Raw genomic sequence first — 15,220 nt, forward strand, 5'->3', positions numbered from 1 at the left:
CTCAGTCGGTTAGGTAGAACGGAGCAGGCACATGGCGAGAAAAAATCTGTTGGCGGGACTGGTAGACGCAGCGGAGATCCCGCAGGCGGATACCGCGCCAGCCTATCCCATGCGTGGTGCGTCAAAGAGCATGGTGCGTTCTCTCGACGAACTCTCTAAGCAGGCCGACAAGTTCCTCGAAGGTGAAGCCGTCGTCGAGCTCGATCCGGATACGGTGGATGGGTCCTTTGTGCTTGATCGTTTGACGGACGATAGCGAGCAGTTTGAAGAATTGAAGGCGGCAATTGCCGAACGCGGCCAGGACACGCCGATCCTCGTGCGCCCTCACCCGTCTGCATCCGGACGCTATCAGATCGTCTTTGGACATCGCCGTGTGCGTGTAGCGCGCGAACTCGGCCGTAAGGTCAAGGCAGTTGTCAAAGCAATCGATGACCGGACACACGTTATCGCTCAGGGCCAGGAAAACTCAGCCCGCGCCAACCTCTCGTTCATCGAACGTGCCAGCTTTGCTTCACGCTTGGAGGCGCTTGGTTACGACCGTGGAGTGATCGCATCAGCTCTTGCTGCGGACAAGACGGCGGTTTCGAAGATGATGAGCGTGACTGAACGGGTGCCGTTGGTAGTCATCGAGCAAATCGGTGCGGCGCCCTCGACTGGGCGCGACCGCTGGCTCGAGCTTTCGCTTCTGGTAGGCAAGGCCGCCAATGCGGAAAAGGTGAACGACATCGCCGGCGATCCGAGCTTCCAATCGCTTTCAAGCGACGAGCGGTTCAACACGCTATTCAAGGCACTGGATACGTCGGGGCAACCCGTCAAAAAGATGTCACTGAAATCCAAGGAAAGCTGGCAGACAAGCGACAAGGCAGTCTCGGCTCAGTATTCGAACTCCGGCAAGGCCTTCGAACTTTCAATGAAATCGAAGAACGCCGGTCGCTTCGGGCAGTATCTCGCTGAAAACCTGGATCGGCTCTATTCCGAATTCCTGGCGGCGAATGACGGGAAGGAAGACTGAACGCTCAAAAGAAAAAGGCCCCCAGACGGTAACCATCGTGGAAGCTCGCTTTAGCGCCTGATGAGCAAGATGGCCCCGCTGTCGTCGTGCCGAAGTTATCTAAGTAATTGAAAAAAAATAATAAAACTGGAAAATTGTCGGCCGGCAACTTCGACCCCGGCAACGCTGATTTGCGCCCAGCGCATAGAGTGACCGTCAGCGCTAACCCGGTGTTAGGGTCAGCACCTCGCTGTTGGTTTTGCGCGAATCGCCGCTACGCCGATGCCGACAACCTGGAACGCCTCATTCAGTTTCGCCACGGTTCTGCTCACCTTGATCCCGGCGCCGCCGCCGGTGACCACCCACGAGCCGGGACAACGATTGTCCAGCACATGCTCGGCAATCAGGGCAGCATCGTCCAAATGCCCATCGTCGTCTGAAAAGCCGGTGAAGCTTTCGAGTATTTCGACCGCTGGGGGTTGGTCATTGTTTCTATGGTCCAAGCGGCGTTTCCGGCGCCGAAGGTGATACGGCGGCCAATCAAAAATTCTGGCACCAAAGTGCCAACCTTCTTAAACACCGTGGCCGGATCGGCATGGAGGGGAGGGGGGAGCCGGTGCCAAAAGAACCCACCGCGGCGGATGAGGATGCAGGCGCTTGGCTGAAGCTGCGAGACGGCGGCAATTACCGTCGGCCGGCGGCGCCGATCGTCAATAGCTTGGAAGACCCTGTCGGCAGAGGAAGCACGCGATCGGTCGCCTGATGAGCCGCGCCTTCAATGGCGGATGAGGCCATATCGGTGGGCTTCGTCCAGCAGGTCGCGGACGGAGGAAGGCTGCCATTTCTTGCCGCCGCGCACAGTCCGTTCTCCCATCTGATTCAAATTGGCGGCAATGTCGCGGAGCGACAGATTGGGATCGGCAATGGCGATCGCCGCTACCAGCTTCATCAGATGGTCTTCGGGCGCACGGCGAGGGGACCGGGCCAGGAGGTCTTTTTCCGCGAGCTTGTCGCGCACCAAGCGCGCTCGACGGTCCAGTCGTGACCGCGGCGATTAAGCACCCGCACGACGTTGTCCCAACTGTGGTGAGGCCGCAGTTGCCGCACCATCGGCAGCCAAGTTTGCGCGGATGCAATGAGCTCGTCGAGATAACGCTTTGCGCGTGCTTTTGAGACTGATTTGATGGCCTCCGGTGGCCGTTCTCGCAAGCCCGGGTTTCCCGGGAGCTTGCCACGCGCCTTCGCCGCCTTGATGCCGGCTTTGGTGCGTTCGGCAATCAGCGCCCGCTCGAGTTGGGCGACCGCGGCGAGAACTTGGAGGGAGAACATGCCCTGAGGCGTCGATGTATCGATCGGATCGCGGATCGAGCGGAAATGCACACCGCGCTCTTCAAGATCCTCGATCACTGCCAATAGATGGCTCACGGCTGGCCAGCCGATCGAGGCGAACGACGACGAGGATATCTCCCGCGGTGAGCTCGCCAAGCAATTTGACCAAAACTGGGCGCGCGCGCGATGCCCCAGAACCGTGCTCCTGATAGATGCGGTCGCAGCCGGCAGCTCGCAGCTCATCGATCTGGGCATCGTGGATCTGGCCGTCTGTCGAGACGCGGGCGTAGCCGATCAGCCGTCTTTGAGGCTGTTGGACGCTAACTGTTAGTCGCTTTGCCATCGCGCTTTCACCGGCCTCATCTCAAGCTGGTTTGTACAGATAAGAAATGCGTGAGGAATTGCTCAGTTGCAAGCGTGTTTTATGTACTGAATAGCGGCCCGCCAGGCTCAAATCGGTGCCCGGGGCGAGCAACGGCGCATCCATATAGGCAAACGCGCGTCAACGGGCTTCTGCGGCTGAAATGCAGTTGTCATTATCGCCCAAACTCTGGAATGGGCGGGCAATTCGGCCCGGCGGCTCTCTGCGGGATTTGAGCGCGAGCCTGGGTCGACGCTGATGGCGCTGATGCGGCACTCGCCAAGTCTCAAGGCCTCTTGAATGCGGAATTGAGCGTTCGCATTTGGGGTGGTGGCGTAGTGTCAATAATTGCGCAATTTATGTTATTGTGCGATGCTTGCGGGCAAACGGAGGTGTGACATGAACGTTTCCATTGGTGACCGTTGGGAAGCCTTTGTATCCAACATCGTGAAGGACGGCCGTTACGGTTCGGCCAGCGAAGTCGTGCGTGAAGGATTGCGGCTGGTCGAGGAGCGCGAGCAGAAGTTGAGGGCTCTGACCAGCCTGCTCAACAAGTCGATCGCCGATGGCGGCGAAGCATCCGACGCAGATATTGACGCGGCGCTGGAAGCCAAGGCCGCTCAACTGACCAAGGAAGGCTTCTAAGGGTGCCGCAGCTTCGTATGCTGCCTTCGGCACTCACAGACCTGGTCAATATTCTCGAATACATCACTCGACAGAGCGGTAGTTTGATGGCGGGACGTCGGTTTGTGGGAGAACTTCGGCAAAAATGCCGGACACTGGCAGATCTTCCCGGCACCCTCGGCCGAGCAAGGCCGGAATTGCGCCTCGATATACGCAGCGCGGCGTTCAAAGGATACGTCATCTTTTTCCGGTACGCCGACGAACGTTTTGAGGTCGTCAATATCATCGAGGGGCATCGCGATATCGATGAGTTGTTTTCCGCGGTCGACGCGAACGAATAGCACCCCACGCCCCCGCTAGCCTGACTGCCGATTGCCGCTACCAAGGATGAGCGAGCGGGGGGCGCTAGGTAACCAACCGCGCCGCTCGTCCCAGCTTACGCTCGGCGTCGTTGTAGTAGCGGGCGGCCTGCGTCACGGATTTGTGCAACGACTGCTGCATCGCTTCCGGAAGGGGAATGCCACGATTGGCGGCTTCAATCAGATAACCTGATCGCAGTCCATGCGCCGAGAACAGGGTCGGGTCGAGACTGACCTGCTTACACCGGTTTTTGAGGATCAGATTGACCGACTGCGGCGTCAGCGCACGGCGATCAATGTTCCCCCACTGGTCAATCCGGCGAAACACCGTACCCTCTTTGATATTGGCTTCCTCGAGCCACCGTTTTAATGCGGTCACCGGTCGGCCGATCAGCAGTACATGTTCGTCGTCATCGCTGGTGGTCGTCTTCGTCCGACCCAGCCGGATGGCGAGGCAGGGAAGGGGAGGGGAGTCCGGGATCGATGGATCCGCCAGCACGGGGTCCTCGTCGGTAATTTCATCCAACCGCAATCCAGCCACTTCCGACCGGCGACGGCCGCCGGAGGCGAAAGCGGTCAGAAGCAAGGCGCGGTCGCGAAGATCGACCAGGCGTCCACCCGCGCAGGCGTCCAGCAGCTTCGCCAGGATGTCGCCGGTGACCGCTTGTCTGCTCTTGCGTTGCCGTGGGGGCGCGCTGGCACGGACCGCAAGTCGCAGCGCCGATCTGAGCGACGGCCCATCGAAGGCTCCGGTCAAGCCGCGCCAGCGGGTGAGGATCGACCAGCTCGTTAGCCGGCGCCGAACAGTCTCCGGGGCGTGCGGCCCGTCGGCGCGCAGCAGCCGATGGGACCGAAGGCCAGCTTCAACCTCCGACGGCATGCCATGGGACGCATCGGCCGCTCGCTTGACGGGGTCCCACAGATGGTGGGCGACAAACTTCAACAGCAGACTTTCCGGGGCTGGCCAGGGAAGGGGAGTGCCCGTGGCGAGCTGACACAAGGTCTCGAGGTAACCGAGATCGGAGGCAAGCGCCCTGAGCGTGTTGTCGCCTATGCCTTCGCTGGCCAAATGCTTGAGTGTGGCGACGTCGTCATCCGTCAACAGGACAGCAAGCTGGTCGCGGCGATCGAACGGCAGGATGGCGTCGAGCGCGTCGAGTTCTTCGGCGCGCTTAAGGGCGCCATCGCGGCAGGTACCGTTTTTGCCGATCGCCTTAGTTTTCGTCATAGCACAGTGCCCAGTCTTTGCCGACATACCAGCAGCGCTCAACCGGTGGGACTGCCTTCCAGATCAGGCTCTTGACGAATTCGACGCCGCCCCGCGTGAAGGCCGCCGTCAGAGCGTCGAGCTGGTCGGCATCCGTCGCGAGTTGCCCAGTTGCGCACACGAAAAACGCGGGTCCGAGCCAACGGGCTGAAAAGCTCTCTAAGTGGCGCTCAATCCTGAGCGCCACGCCATGGGAAGCATGGCGGCCCTCTTTGGAGCGACGCGCAGGACCTGGCACACCCAGCGGCATTACCAGACGTCCGCCCGGCCGGAGCGCTTCGATCCAAGCGTCCGCCGGGCGGGCGACGCCAAAATTGACGTACACGGCATCGGCCGCCTGCTTTTCCCACTGCGCCCCGTCGGCGGCGATCACCGTGACGTTGTTCCGATCGGCAAGTGCCGTTCTGGCTCGGCTGGCAAGGGCATCGTCGATTTCAACGGCGTAGACATGCCCAGCCGGTCCCACCAACTCCGCCAAGATGGCGGTGTAGTAACCCATCCCAGCGCCGACGTGCACGATACGATCGCCGAGTTGAGGTTCGAGCGCCGCCAACAACCGCGCGTGCAAGGCCGGACTGCCGTTATGAATGCCCTTGTCCGCGGCCAGGACGAACAAAGCGTCCTGGTAGGCGTACAACAGGGTCGCCAGCCGGCAGCGTGCGGTATCCGCCGCGCGGTTCGGCGATCTGCCAGGGTGTTTCGCCAAGAAACTTTTCGCGCGCGACAGCGGCGAAGGCTGCTTCGATGCGCGTGTCGGTGATGCCGGCTGCAGCCATCATCTGGCAGGCAAAGGCGCGGCGGATTATTGTGAGCTCGGCGGACGAAAAGGACGTTGCAATCATGGGGGCTCCGGCAATGCAGCGAGATTATCGTCTTTGCGACTCGAAAACCATCACTATCGATACCTGAAACCTATCGATAGTGATTGCCGCAACTATCAGCCGTATCCAGTAAGGAACTGGCCGGCGGACGTCGTCAAAACTGCCGAAGCCGGGTCTCGCCATCGCGATGGCGCGCAAGCGACGTGCCGCAGGGGCTAGCGGGCCCGCTGACGCAGTTGCGTCTTGCACGCGAGAACAAGGTCGGTGACGTGATGCTTGAACCGACCATCCGCAGGATCGAGGAAGACTATCAGACCCTGCGAGAAAACTTCACACGCTCCGGGGTCTCGCACGGCGATCATCTTTCATGAGGTCGAAGCGAGGCGCCCGATGCCACCGCAACTTTTGCCTTGGGACTTGTTCTGGGCGCTCTGACCAATCTGGTCGACAATGCGGTGCACTGGGTCAGGATGCGTCATCCTGAGCGGGCCAACGCCGGATCTACCTCAATGTGATCCCTGACTATGAGGGCGGCCCGGCGATCGTGGTCGCCGACAATGGCACCGGGTTCCTCGATGATCCTGCGACCATGGTCAGCCCGTTCTTTACCTGGCGACCAGGGGGTAGCGCGGACTGGGACTCTATTTTGCAAACCTTGTGATGGATCTTAACGAAGGCCCAGACTTTTATTTCCGACCATGGGGTCAAGTTGTGCAAATAAAACTCGCACTGAACCGGTGGCAGTGCAGACACCGGAAATGCGGGCGACGAACCCCGACAGGTTGCCCGAGATTGCTTCACCCTACATGGGACGAACTGAACGGATGTCTGAGATTGTAGGCTTGGTTGGCCACAGGATAGGCGGTCGCCCGGGTGAATACTTGATGCACTGGCTTGGCATGCCGGTCAGCGGCGACATGATCTTGCGACAACTGAAGCGCGATAATTCGGCGTTCATACAAAAAGACGCTATTCGGGTTGTGGGCATAGATGATTGGAGCTGGCGGCGTTCCTCGCGGTACGGGACGATCGTGGTCTCCACAAGAGGTGTTTTTGACTATCGACGTTGATTCATTTGCGTCAGCGTCAAAGGGTAGCGGAGCGGGTGATAGGCGGCAGCGCTGATGTTGACGGTTCGGTTGGTTGCATCATAGGCGACTTGATCGAGAGTAAGAACCGCAGCCGGAATTTCCATTTGCAGTAGCTCGGCCTCTGCGTCTGTCGCGAGCCGCGCGCTGACTGTCGATTGGCCGCGGGCCGGGAACACGCCGTAGGTTTGTTCGAATTCGGAGTAGAGCGAACGGTTCTCCGCCGTCCAATCGAGCTTGAGAATACCGGGCGTCATTCCCGCAGAAAACCAGTCGCGCTGGACGACGACGGGCAGGTCGTTCAGCAGGCGCAATCGCTCCAGATAAACCACTTCGGCGCCGACCGGCAGAGAAAGAGACCGTGCGATCTCTTCGCCGGCCTTGATTACTTCGCCTGTCAGAAGTCGCATGCTTGGTCGCAACCGGTTCTCGATCGCCGTTTGCGTAAAGCTCCTGACGATTTCCAGCTCATAGCTCGGCTTCGGCTCCGACACGTAGATGCCCTTGCCCGGCCGGCTCTGGAGATAACCGAGATGTTCAAGTTCCTTGAGAGCCTGGCGCACGGTTATGCGGCTGACGCTATATTGCGTGACCAACTCCCTCTCGGAGGGAAGTTTCTCATTCGTCGCCCATTCGCGCTGATCTATCTTCGCCTTCAGCAGATTGCGCAGTTGGATATAGAGCGGATCGGGGTGATTGCGCTCTATCAGGGGTTCGCGTTGGTTGGCGTACGCCGACATTGAGGTTCCTGGCATGTGATCGAGGCGCTTGATTACTGCAAATACACGCAAATGTCGTCCGGCGAAACGCCCGCATGGCCGCGAAGATGCACGCCGGACCGAGTGAGTGAATCATAGTTGACATGACTGGTTATGACCAGTACTGATCGTGCTGTCCTTTTGGCGGAGCATGACATGAAACTTACCCTGATCGGCGGCGGCGGTGTCCGCGCGCCCCTATTTGTCGGTTCGGCGCTGCGGCGCGCGGAAAAGAGTGGGCTGACCGAGATCTGCCTTCAGGATATCAATGAGAAGAAATTGGAGCTCTTCGGTCGCATTAGCCAGGAAGTGGCCCGGCGCGTGCAATCGCCGGTGCGCATTACCGTGACGCCCGATGCTGAGCGCGCGCTCGACGGCGCGAAATATGTGGTCACGACCGTCCGCCCCGGAAACGAGGAGGGGCGCATCAAGGACGAGCGGATCGCGCTCGCCCATGGCGTGCTCGGGCAGGAGACCACCGGTCCCGGCGGCTTCGCCATGGCGCTCCGCAGTATTCCGGTCATCCTCGGTTATGCCGAGATCCTGAAGCGCCGGAGCCCTGATGCGTGGCTTTTCAACTTCACCAACCCGGCCGGCCTGGTCGCGCAAGCCCTGCAGGATTCCGGTTATCACCGCACCATCGGAATTTGCGACGGCGCGAACGGAGCCCAGGAAGCGCTTGCCCGCTGGTTCAAGGTGCCGCAGAACGATGTCCATGCCGAAGTCTACGGGCTGAACCATCTCTCCTTCACCCGTGGCGCGACGCTGAACGGCAGGGAAGTGCTGCAGCCGTTGCTCGACGACGAGGCTTTCCTGAAGTCTACCTCGCAGCGGATGTTCGATCCCAGCCTGATCCGCCGCCAGCGCAACTGGATCAACGAATATCTCTACTACTACTATTACGCGGAACGTGCCGTGGAGGCGCTGAAGTCGGACACTCGCACGCGCGGCGAGGAGGTCAAGGACCTGAACGCCGCACTCATGGCGCGCCTCGGCGGGATGGATCTGGACAGCGATGCCGATGTGGCCCTCTCCGCCTACTACGCCTACGAGCGCCGGCGCAACGCCACCTACATGCACTACGCCTTTGAAGACGCGCCGAGCATGGAGGCTGCCGACCGGGTCTCGGATCATCCCGCCCACAGCGCGACCGGCGAGGAGGGAGAAGGCTATGCCGGTGTCGCGCTCAATCTCATTGACGCGCTGGAGACTGGCGTGCCCTGTTATAGCGGCCTGAACGTGCGCAACGAGGGTGCGATCGAGGGGCTCGCCGATGACGATGTCGTGGAGGTGAGTTGTGTCGTCGACAAGGCGGGCATAAAGCCGCTGCCGATTGGAAAGATGCCGGAATCGCAGGCCCAACTGATCCTCAACGTGAAGCGCTACGAACGGCTCGCGATCCGCGCCATCCTGCAGCGCGACCGGCAGACAGCCATCGAGGCGCTGATGGCGCATCCGCTGGTTCTGTCCTATTCCCGCGCAGAGCCGCTCGTGGACGAATACCTAGCCGCGCACGCCGCCCACACGGGAGAATGGCATTGAGTGAACCGAACGAACGACCCGACTTCGAGGTCGTGGTGATCGGCGAATACTATTTCGACCTGATCTTCCGCGGCCTGCCCGGTGCGCCGACGATCGGGACGGACATCTGGGCGAAGGAGTTCGATTGGCTCCCGGGGGCGTCGTTCTCGACCGCACTTGCGTTTGCCCGCCTCGGTACGCGGGTCGGCTGGTGGTGCACCTTCGGCAACGACATCTTCAGCCGCATGATCGTTGACGAAGCGCGGCGGGAAGGCATACCGACAGAGCTCTTCCAGATGGTCGACCGGCCGCTCAGGCGCGTCAGTGCCGCCTTTTCGCTTTCGCACGACCGCGGCTTCATGAGCTATTCGGAAGAACCGGAGGGTCTGATTGCACGCGAGGAAATTCGGCGCCTCAAGCCGCGCGTCCTGTTGCTGCAAGGTTTCTCGCTGGATCCCGAGCGTCTTGCTCTGATCAAAGAGGCGCGTTCTCTCGGCGTCTTGGTGTGCTCGGATTGCCAGCATATCGACATGACGCTCGATACGCCTTCGATGCGGGAGGCGTTGTCGTCGATCGACGTGTTCCTGCCCAATGCCAAGGAGGCGCTCGACCTGACCGGCGCGGCGGATGTGGAGGGTGCCCTGGCGCTTCTCGTCGAACTCTGCCCGACCGTTGTGGTCAAATGCGGCGGGGAGGGGGCGATCGCGATGCACGAGGGTCAGCGATACGCAGTATCCGCACTTGCGGTTGAAGTCTTCGACACGACCGGCGCAGGCGATTGCTTCAATGCCGGCTTCGTGCACGGCCTCCTGAGCGAACCAGACTTCGAGTCTGCGCTCGAGATTGGCGTCATCTGCGGTTCGCTGGCCGTCACCGGCTATGGTGGCCGCAATCTTCCCTATCTCGACGACCTTCCGAAATACAGGCGAGCGAGGGCTCCCGTATAGCAGCGTCCAGTGCAAAACAAAGGTGGGAACAATGGCAAGAAATAAACTGGCACTCCTGGCCGGCGCGGCCCTGATGGCATCGATATCGGCCGTTTCGGCGCGAGCCGAAACCGTTTCGATGTTCTGCTCGGCAACCGATTACGAGCTCTGCGAAAAGGGAGCGGCGCAATGGTCGAAAACCTCGGGTCATGAGGTGAAGATCAATCGCATGCCGCAGAACCTCGACGATGCGATCCCGATCTACCAGCAACTCTTCGCCGCCAACTCGGCTGATGTCGACGTGCTTTATATCGACGTGATCTGGCTCGGCATGTTCAAGGACCACCTTGCCGACCTTGCGCCGCTGGTGCCGGAGGATGAGGTGAAGGCGCATTTCGCCTCGGCGACCGGCGCGGCGCGGCTTGAAGACAAGCTTGTCGCCATGCCGTTCTACATCGACACCGGCCTGATGTTCTATCGCAAGGACCTTCTGGAGAAGTACGGCAAGCAGCCGCCGAAGACCTGGGACGAACTGACTGCGACGGCCAAGGAGATCCAGGACGCGGAGCGGGCGGCCGGGAGCCCCGACATCTGGGGCTACGTCTGGCAGGGAAGGAGCTATGAGGGCCTCACCTGCGACGCACTCGAGTGGATCGCTTCGAGCGGTGGCGGCACAATTGTTTCCGACGACGGTGAAGTCACCATCAACAATCCCAAGGCCGTCGAAGCGCTGACGCGGGCGCGCGACTGGATCGGCACGATTTCGCCGCAGGGCGTGTTGAACTACGACGAGGAGGCTTCACGTGCGATCTTCGAAAGCGGCAACGCCGTCTTCCACCGCAATTGGCCCTATGTCTGGGGCACCTCCCAGGCTGAAGACGCCGGCCTCGTCGGCAAGGTCGGCGTGATGGCGCTGCCCGTGGGCGCGGCAGGCGAGGGCTCCAGCGGCGCGCTGGGTACGGCCTATCTCGGCGTTTCGAAATATTCGAAGAAGCAGGACATCGCTGTGGACCTTCTGCGCTATATGGTCGGCCTCGAGGACCAGAAGATGCGGGCGATCGAGGGTGGCTACAATCCCACTGTCGCCGCCCTTTACGAGGACAAGGACGTGCTGGCGAAGATCCCGTTCCTTGAAATGGCAAAGGCAGCCTTCGAGGAGTCCGTGGCGCGTCCCTCGGCCATCACGGGCAAGAACTACAACCGTGTTTCGCGAACCTTCTACCGCGCCGTCCACGAGATCATTTCGGGCGCCGATGATGTTGCGGGAACGGTCGAGCAGATGGCCCGTCGCATCGAACGCGACGTGAAGGCTACCGACTGACATCGAAGATCCCGGCGGGCATGGTCGTCTGCCGGGATCAATCTCCAAGCAAACAGGAATCGCGAGTGACCGTTCGCCTGTTCGAAAAGCCCGAAGCAATCGGAAACCATGCCGCAAGCCATCTGCTGGCGGGGCTGGGCGCGGCCGTGGGCAGGCCCTATCTCCTCGGATGTCCGACGGGGCGCACGCCGCGACCCGTCTATGCGGCACTCGCCGAAGCCGTGCGGTATGAGCCCTTGGACATCTCGCATCTCGTGCTTGTGATGATGGACGAATATACGATCGAAGATGGCCCCGGACGGCTTCGTCCTGCCGATCCGTTCGCGCATTTTTCCTGCCGCGGCTTCGCTGACCGGGAGATCGTCGCGCCGATAAATGCGGTCCTGCCGCCGGAGTTCCGGATTCGTTCGGAGAACATCTGGTTTCCCGATGTGAACGAACCAGCCTCCTATGACAAGCGCATTGCGGAGGCCGGCGGTATCGACTGCTTCCTGGTTGCGTCCGGTTCCGGCGATGGTCATGTCGCTTTTAATCCGCCGGGCAGTGAACTCGGCAGCCTCACGCGCATTGTGACGTTGGCCGAGCAGACGCGGATTGACAATCTGAAGACCTTCCCTGCCTTCGAAAACCTCGACGCCGTGCCGCGGCATGGCGTCAGCGTTGGGCTGCAGACGATCCGGTCGGCTCGCCATTGCATGCTTTTGCTTTGGGGGAGGGAAAAGCGCGAAGCGTTTCGGCGGGTCACCAATGCCGCCGGCTTTGATGCGGATTGGCCTGCAAGCATCGTGCTGGCCGCAGCAAGCCACGACATCCTCGCGGACCATGCCGCGGCCGACAACCGGAGATAGAGCATATGGCGTCCGTCACGTTGAAGAACGTCAGCAAGAGTTTCGGCGTCTATGACATAATCCGCAATGTCGACCTGGAGATCGCCGACGGCGAATTCGTGGTTTTCGTGGGCCCCTCGGGCTGCGGAAAATCCACCCTGCTGCGATTGATCGCGGGCCTCGTGCCGGTTTCGGACGGCGCCGTGCTGATCGGCGGTGATGAAGTAACGGATGTCCCGGCCTCGAAGCGGGGCATTTCCTTCGTCTTCCAGTCCTACGCGCTCTACCCGCACATGAATGTTTCGCGCAACATCAGTTTCGCGCTGGAGACGGCACGGATCGGCAAGGCGGAGATCGCGCGCAAGCTCGAGGCGGTCGCCAGCATGCTGAAGATCGGTCATCTGCTGGAGCGTAAACCGCGCCAGCTTTCCGGCGGCCAGCGTCAGCGCGTTGCGATCGGCCGCGCGCTCGTCGCCGATCCGGACGTCTTCCTCTTCGACGAACCACTGTCCAACCTTGATGCGGACCTGCGCACCGAGATGCGTTTCGAAATCGCCAAGCTGCATGCCGAAGTCAAGACGACGATGATCTACGTGACCCATGACCAGACCGAGGCAATGACACTCGCCGATCGGATTGTTGTCTTGAACCACGGCAAGGTCGAACAGACAGGCACGCCCCGCGAACTCTACGATCGCCCTGCGACCCGCTTCGTCGCCGGCTTTCTCGGGAGCCCGAAGATGAACTTCGCGCCGACTGTGCTGACCGATGGTCGACTGGCGGGGCCAGACGGGTTTTCCTATGCGCCTGGCCTGGCGACGGGCACCGCGGCCAGCGAGATCGGGCTGCGGCCGGAAGCGTTGGCGCTGTCGGCGCAGCCGGGCTCCGGTACGATCGAGGGCATCTTCGAGAGACAGGAAGATCTCGGCCACGAATACCTCTGCTATGTGCGCATCGGCGAAGGGCTGATCTGGACCGTTCGAGGCTCTGGCGCGCCACCCGCGTTTTTGCCGGGACAGTCCGTCCATGTCGGCTGGCGCGCGGAGAACCTCTACCTCTTCGACCGGGATGGCCAGCGGCTCGACCACAGGCCAGCCGGCCGAGTGGCAGAGGAGGTTGCATGACGCCGACGGATCGCGCCCGGCGCGCCGAAACGCGAGTAGCATGGCTATTTGTGGCCCCCCTTGTCGTCATCTTGCTGGCGGTTGCCATCTGGCCACTGGGCCGCACGGTGTTCTTCGCCTTTACCGATGCCTATCTCGACAATCCCGGCAGCTATGATTTCGTCGGTTTCGCGAACTTCGTAACCGTCTGGGAAGACGCCACCTTCTGGCGGGCCGTCCGCAACACGCTCGTGTTCACCGTCGTCTCCGTGGGCATCGAGACCATGTTTGGGCTCGCGATCGCACTGTTACTGCATCGAGCGTTTTTCGGCCGCGGGTTGGTGCGGGCGGCGATTCTCATTCCCTGGGCCATGCCCATGGTCGTCTCGACGCGCATCTGGGACTGGATGCTCAACGATCAGTTCGGCCTCATCAACAAGGCGCTCGTCGAACTCGGCATCATCGCCAAGGGCATTGCCTGGACCGCCGACCCGTCCCTTCTTCTCGGCGTGGTGATCTTCATCGACATCTGGGTCACGACGCCCTTTATGGTGCTGCTCATTCTCGCCGGCCTCCAGCTCATCCCAGAGGAGCTCTACGAGGCGGCAGAGGTGTCGGGCGTGCCGCACTGGAAGCGTTTCTGGTCGATCACGCTGCCGCTTGTGGCGCCCGCCATAGGCGTTGCCATGCTCTTCCGCACGCTCGACGCACTGCGCATGTTCGACCTGAGTTACGTACTGGCCGCCAACAATGCTAACACGATGACCATGTCGATCTATGCGCGTGACCAGCTCATCGGCTTTCAGGATCTCGGTGTCGGTTCGGCTGCCTCGACCTGGGTTTTCCTGATCATCGGCCTCATTGCCATCGTCATCGTCGGCTTGCTTCGGCTCGACCGGCCACATCATTAGGGGGCGATCATGGCCATACGCCATTCCAACGCGACCTATCGGCTGATCCGTCGCCTTAAATCCGTTGGTCTCTATGCGGCCGTTGCCGTGGTCATGGTCTATATTCTCTTTCCCTACTACTGGGCGATTGTGACCTCGACGAGATCCGGGCAGGCGATCTACGGCTTCAGCCTGTTGCCGTCCCTCGACCTAACCAACTACGTGCAGCTCTTCTCGAACGCCGTGTTCATCGGCGCGCTGGTGAACTCCATCATCGTAGCGCTTGCCAGCACCATGATTGCACTCGCGATTGGCATTCTCGCGGCCTATGGCTTCGGCCGGCTGCATTTCGCGGCGGGGCGCTATCTGCTGATTGCGGTTCTCATGATCTCCGTCTTTCCTCAGGTCGTGGTGCTTTCCGGCATGTTCGAGGTGATCGGCTGGTTGAGGCTCTACAATAGCCCGGGCGCGCTGGTCGTTTCCTATCTCATCCTGACCTTGCCCTTCACGACCTGGATCCTGACCAGCTTCATTCGCGATCTGCCGATGGAACTCGAGGAAGCGGCGTTGATCGACGGCTGCTCACGGCTGCGCATCCTTACCCATGTGCTGCTGCCGCTGATGTGGCCGGCCATCGCCAGTACCGGCCTGCTTGCCTTCATCCTGTCGTGGAACGAGTTCCTTTTCGCGCTGACCTTTATCCTGACTGACGAAAACCGGACAGTACCGGTGGCGATCGGCCTCCTCACGGGCAGCAGCCGATACGAGGTGCCATACGGCCTCCTGATGGCTGCCTCGGTGACTGTGACATTGCCGCTGCTTGCTCTCGTTCTTATCTTTCAGAGGAAGATCGTGGCAGGCCTGACGATTGGGGCCGTTAAAGGGTAGGCGACGTGCATTCTGCCTGTGGGCCATTCGTGACACCACCGGCAGTCTCGAAAGCCGCCACTGGTTTTGCCGGGCGAACTCTATGCAGATCCCGTCAGCCCCGCGAGAAAAGGCCTGCAAGTGGTGGTAGGTCTCGTCCCTGTACG

Annotated in this window: 14 protein-coding genes and 3 pseudogenes; 12 read left to right on the forward strand and 5 right to left on the reverse strand. The window is 61.0% G+C overall.

Features of this window, described 5'->3' with window-relative positions; translation table 11 throughout:
* The first annotated feature begins 31 nt into the window (after positions 1–31).
* Positions 32–1,012 (forward strand): plasmid partitioning protein RepB, encoded by a 981-nt coding sequence (gene repB, locus BLU15_RS26625; RefSeq protein ID WP_090299603.1) that lies wholly within the window; start codon positions 32–34, stop codon positions 1,010–1,012.
* A 218-nt stretch (positions 1,013–1,230) separates the two neighbouring features.
* Here repB and BLU15_RS26630 read toward each other — a convergent pair whose 3' ends face one another.
* Together BLU15_RS26630 and BLU15_RS26635 are read right to left on the reverse strand one after the other, a co-directional pair.
* Positions 1,231–1,494, reverse strand: coding sequence for a hypothetical protein (locus BLU15_RS26630; protein WP_060644955.1), 264 nt, complete (start codon positions 1,492–1,494; stop codon positions 1,231–1,233).
* 272 nt (positions 1,495–1,766) lie between these two features.
* Positions 1,767–2,663, reverse strand: a pseudogene (locus tag BLU15_RS26635) (recombinase family protein).
* Between the two features lie 417 nt (positions 2,664–3,080).
* Here BLU15_RS26635 and BLU15_RS26640 point away from each other — a divergent pair.
* The gene (locus BLU15_RS26640) at positions 3,081–3,326 is read left to right on the forward strand and encodes a type II toxin-antitoxin system ParD family antitoxin (RefSeq protein ID WP_060608251.1); all 246 of its coding nucleotides are present in this window, start codon (positions 3,081–3,083) and stop codon (positions 3,324–3,326) included.
* Positions 3,327–3,328: 2 nt separating this feature from the next.
* Positions 3,329–3,646: a type II toxin-antitoxin system RelE/ParE family toxin gene (locus BLU15_RS26645; RefSeq protein WP_060608248.1), complete on the forward strand. Its 318-nt coding sequence runs from the start codon at positions 3,329–3,331 to the stop codon at positions 3,644–3,646.
* A gap of 64 nt (positions 3,647–3,710) precedes the next feature.
* Here BLU15_RS26645 and BLU15_RS26650 read toward each other — a convergent pair whose 3' ends face one another.
* A complete protein-coding gene (locus tag BLU15_RS26650) occupies positions 3,711–4,892 on the reverse strand; it encodes a tyrosine-type recombinase/integrase (RefSeq protein ID WP_090299606.1) in 1,182 nt (393 codons plus the stop codon).
* Positions 4,879–5,710, reverse strand: a pseudogene (locus BLU15_RS26655) (protein-L-isoaspartate O-methyltransferase). Before BLU15_RS26655 ends, BLU15_RS26650 begins: the two are co-directional and overlap by 14 nt.
* Between BLU15_RS26655 and BLU15_RS40165 the strand changes: the two are divergent.
* Entirely contained in the window at positions 5,676–5,840 is a 165-nt protein-coding gene (locus BLU15_RS40165) for a hypothetical protein (RefSeq protein WP_244546830.1), read from the forward strand. The pseudogene BLU15_RS26655 and the gene BLU15_RS40165 sit on opposite strands and share 35 nt — an antisense overlap.
* A gap of 614 nt (positions 5,841–6,454) precedes the next feature.
* Positions 6,455–6,810, forward strand: a pseudogene (locus BLU15_RS40170) (ISL3 family transposase); the annotation flags it as partial.
* Here BLU15_RS40170 and BLU15_RS26665 read toward each other — a convergent pair.
* Positions 6,810–7,580, reverse strand: coding sequence for a GntR family transcriptional regulator (locus BLU15_RS26665; protein WP_090299609.1), 771 nt, complete (start codon positions 7,578–7,580; stop codon positions 6,810–6,812). The pseudogene BLU15_RS40170 and the gene BLU15_RS26665 overlap by 1 nt on opposite strands.
* A 174-nt stretch (positions 7,581–7,754) precedes the next feature.
* Here BLU15_RS26665 and BLU15_RS26670 point away from each other — a divergent pair, with 174 nt between their 5' ends.
* The 7 genes from BLU15_RS26670 to BLU15_RS26700 all read left to right on the forward strand — a co-directional run bounded on the left by BLU15_RS26670 (position 7,755) and on the right by BLU15_RS26700 (position 15,074).
* Positions 7,755–9,140, forward strand: coding sequence for a family 4 glycosyl hydrolase (locus BLU15_RS26670; protein WP_090299611.1), 1,386 nt, complete (start codon positions 7,755–7,757; stop codon positions 9,138–9,140).
* Positions 9,131–10,066, forward strand: a complete 936-nt coding sequence (locus BLU15_RS26675; protein WP_090299612.1) for a carbohydrate kinase family protein — start codon at positions 9,131–9,133, stop codon at positions 10,064–10,066. Before BLU15_RS26670 ends, BLU15_RS26675 begins: the two co-directional genes overlap by 10 nt.
* A 31-nt stretch (positions 10,067–10,097) precedes the next feature.
* Positions 10,098–11,366: an ABC transporter substrate-binding protein gene (locus BLU15_RS26680; protein ID WP_090299615.1), complete on the forward strand. Its 1,269-nt coding sequence runs from the start codon at positions 10,098–10,100 to the stop codon at positions 11,364–11,366.
* 65 nt (positions 11,367–11,431) lie between these two features.
* Positions 11,432–12,214 carry a 6-phosphogluconolactonase gene (locus BLU15_RS26685; RefSeq protein ID WP_176960364.1) on the forward strand — a complete coding sequence of 261 codons (783 nt, stop codon included), beginning with the start codon at positions 11,432–11,434 and terminating at the stop codon, positions 12,212–12,214.
* A gap of 5 nt (positions 12,215–12,219) precedes the next feature.
* A complete protein-coding gene (locus BLU15_RS26690; protein ID WP_090299621.1) occupies positions 12,220–13,317 on the forward strand; it encodes an ABC transporter ATP-binding protein in 1,098 nt (365 codons plus the stop codon).
* The gene (locus BLU15_RS26695; protein ID WP_090299624.1) at positions 13,314–14,207 is read left to right on the forward strand and encodes a carbohydrate ABC transporter permease; all 894 of its coding nucleotides are present in this window, start codon (positions 13,314–13,316) and stop codon (positions 14,205–14,207) included. Before BLU15_RS26690 ends, BLU15_RS26695 begins: the two co-directional genes overlap by 4 nt.
* A 9-nt stretch (positions 14,208–14,216) precedes the next feature.
* Positions 14,217–15,074, forward strand: a complete 858-nt coding sequence (locus BLU15_RS26700) for a carbohydrate ABC transporter permease (protein ID WP_090299627.1) — start codon at positions 14,217–14,219, stop codon at positions 15,072–15,074.
* The last annotated feature ends 146 nt before the right edge of the window (positions 15,075–15,220 follow it).

It is taken from the genome of Ensifer sp. YR511 (assembly GCF_900103045.1).
Taxonomy (GTDB): Bacteria; Pseudomonadota; Alphaproteobacteria; order Rhizobiales; family Rhizobiaceae; genus Ensifer; species Ensifer adhaerens.

What these genes read in the sequence shown, in the direction of transcription:
- BLU15_RS26650 (WP_090299606.1), bottom strand. Translation starts at nt 4,892, where the DNA reads ATGACGAAAACTAAGGCGATCGGCAAAAACGGTACCTGCCGCGATGGC.
- BLU15_RS40165 (WP_244546830.1), top strand. Translation starts at nt 5,676, where the DNA reads ATGCGCGTGTCGGTGATGCCGGCTGCAGCCATCATCTGGCAGGCAAAG.
- BLU15_RS26680 (WP_090299615.1), top strand. Translation starts at nt 10,098, where the DNA reads ATGGCAAGAAATAAACTGGCACTCCTGGCCGGCGCGGCCCTGATGGCA.
- repB (WP_090299603.1), top strand. Translation starts at nt 32, where the DNA reads ATGGCGAGAAAAAATCTGTTGGCGGGACTGGTAGACGCAGCGGAGATC.
- BLU15_RS26675 (WP_090299612.1), top strand. Translation starts at nt 9,131, where the DNA reads ATGGCATTGAGTGAACCGAACGAACGACCCGACTTCGAGGTCGTGGTG.
- BLU15_RS26700 (WP_090299627.1), top strand. Translation starts at nt 14,217, where the DNA reads ATGGCCATACGCCATTCCAACGCGACCTATCGGCTGATCCGTCGCCTT.
- BLU15_RS26690 (WP_090299621.1), top strand. Translation starts at nt 12,220, where the DNA reads ATGGCGTCCGTCACGTTGAAGAACGTCAGCAAGAGTTTCGGCGTCTAT.
- BLU15_RS26695 (WP_090299624.1), top strand. Translation starts at nt 13,314, where the DNA reads ATGACGCCGACGGATCGCGCCCGGCGCGCCGAAACGCGAGTAGCATGG.
- BLU15_RS26665 (WP_090299609.1), bottom strand. Translation starts at nt 7,580, where the DNA reads ATGTCGGCGTACGCCAACCAACGCGAACCCCTGATAGAGCGCAATCAC.
- BLU15_RS26640 (WP_060608251.1), top strand. Translation starts at nt 3,081, where the DNA reads ATGAACGTTTCCATTGGTGACCGTTGGGAAGCCTTTGTATCCAACATC.
- BLU15_RS26670 (WP_090299611.1), top strand. Translation starts at nt 7,755, where the DNA reads ATGAAACTTACCCTGATCGGCGGCGGCGGTGTCCGCGCGCCCCTATTT.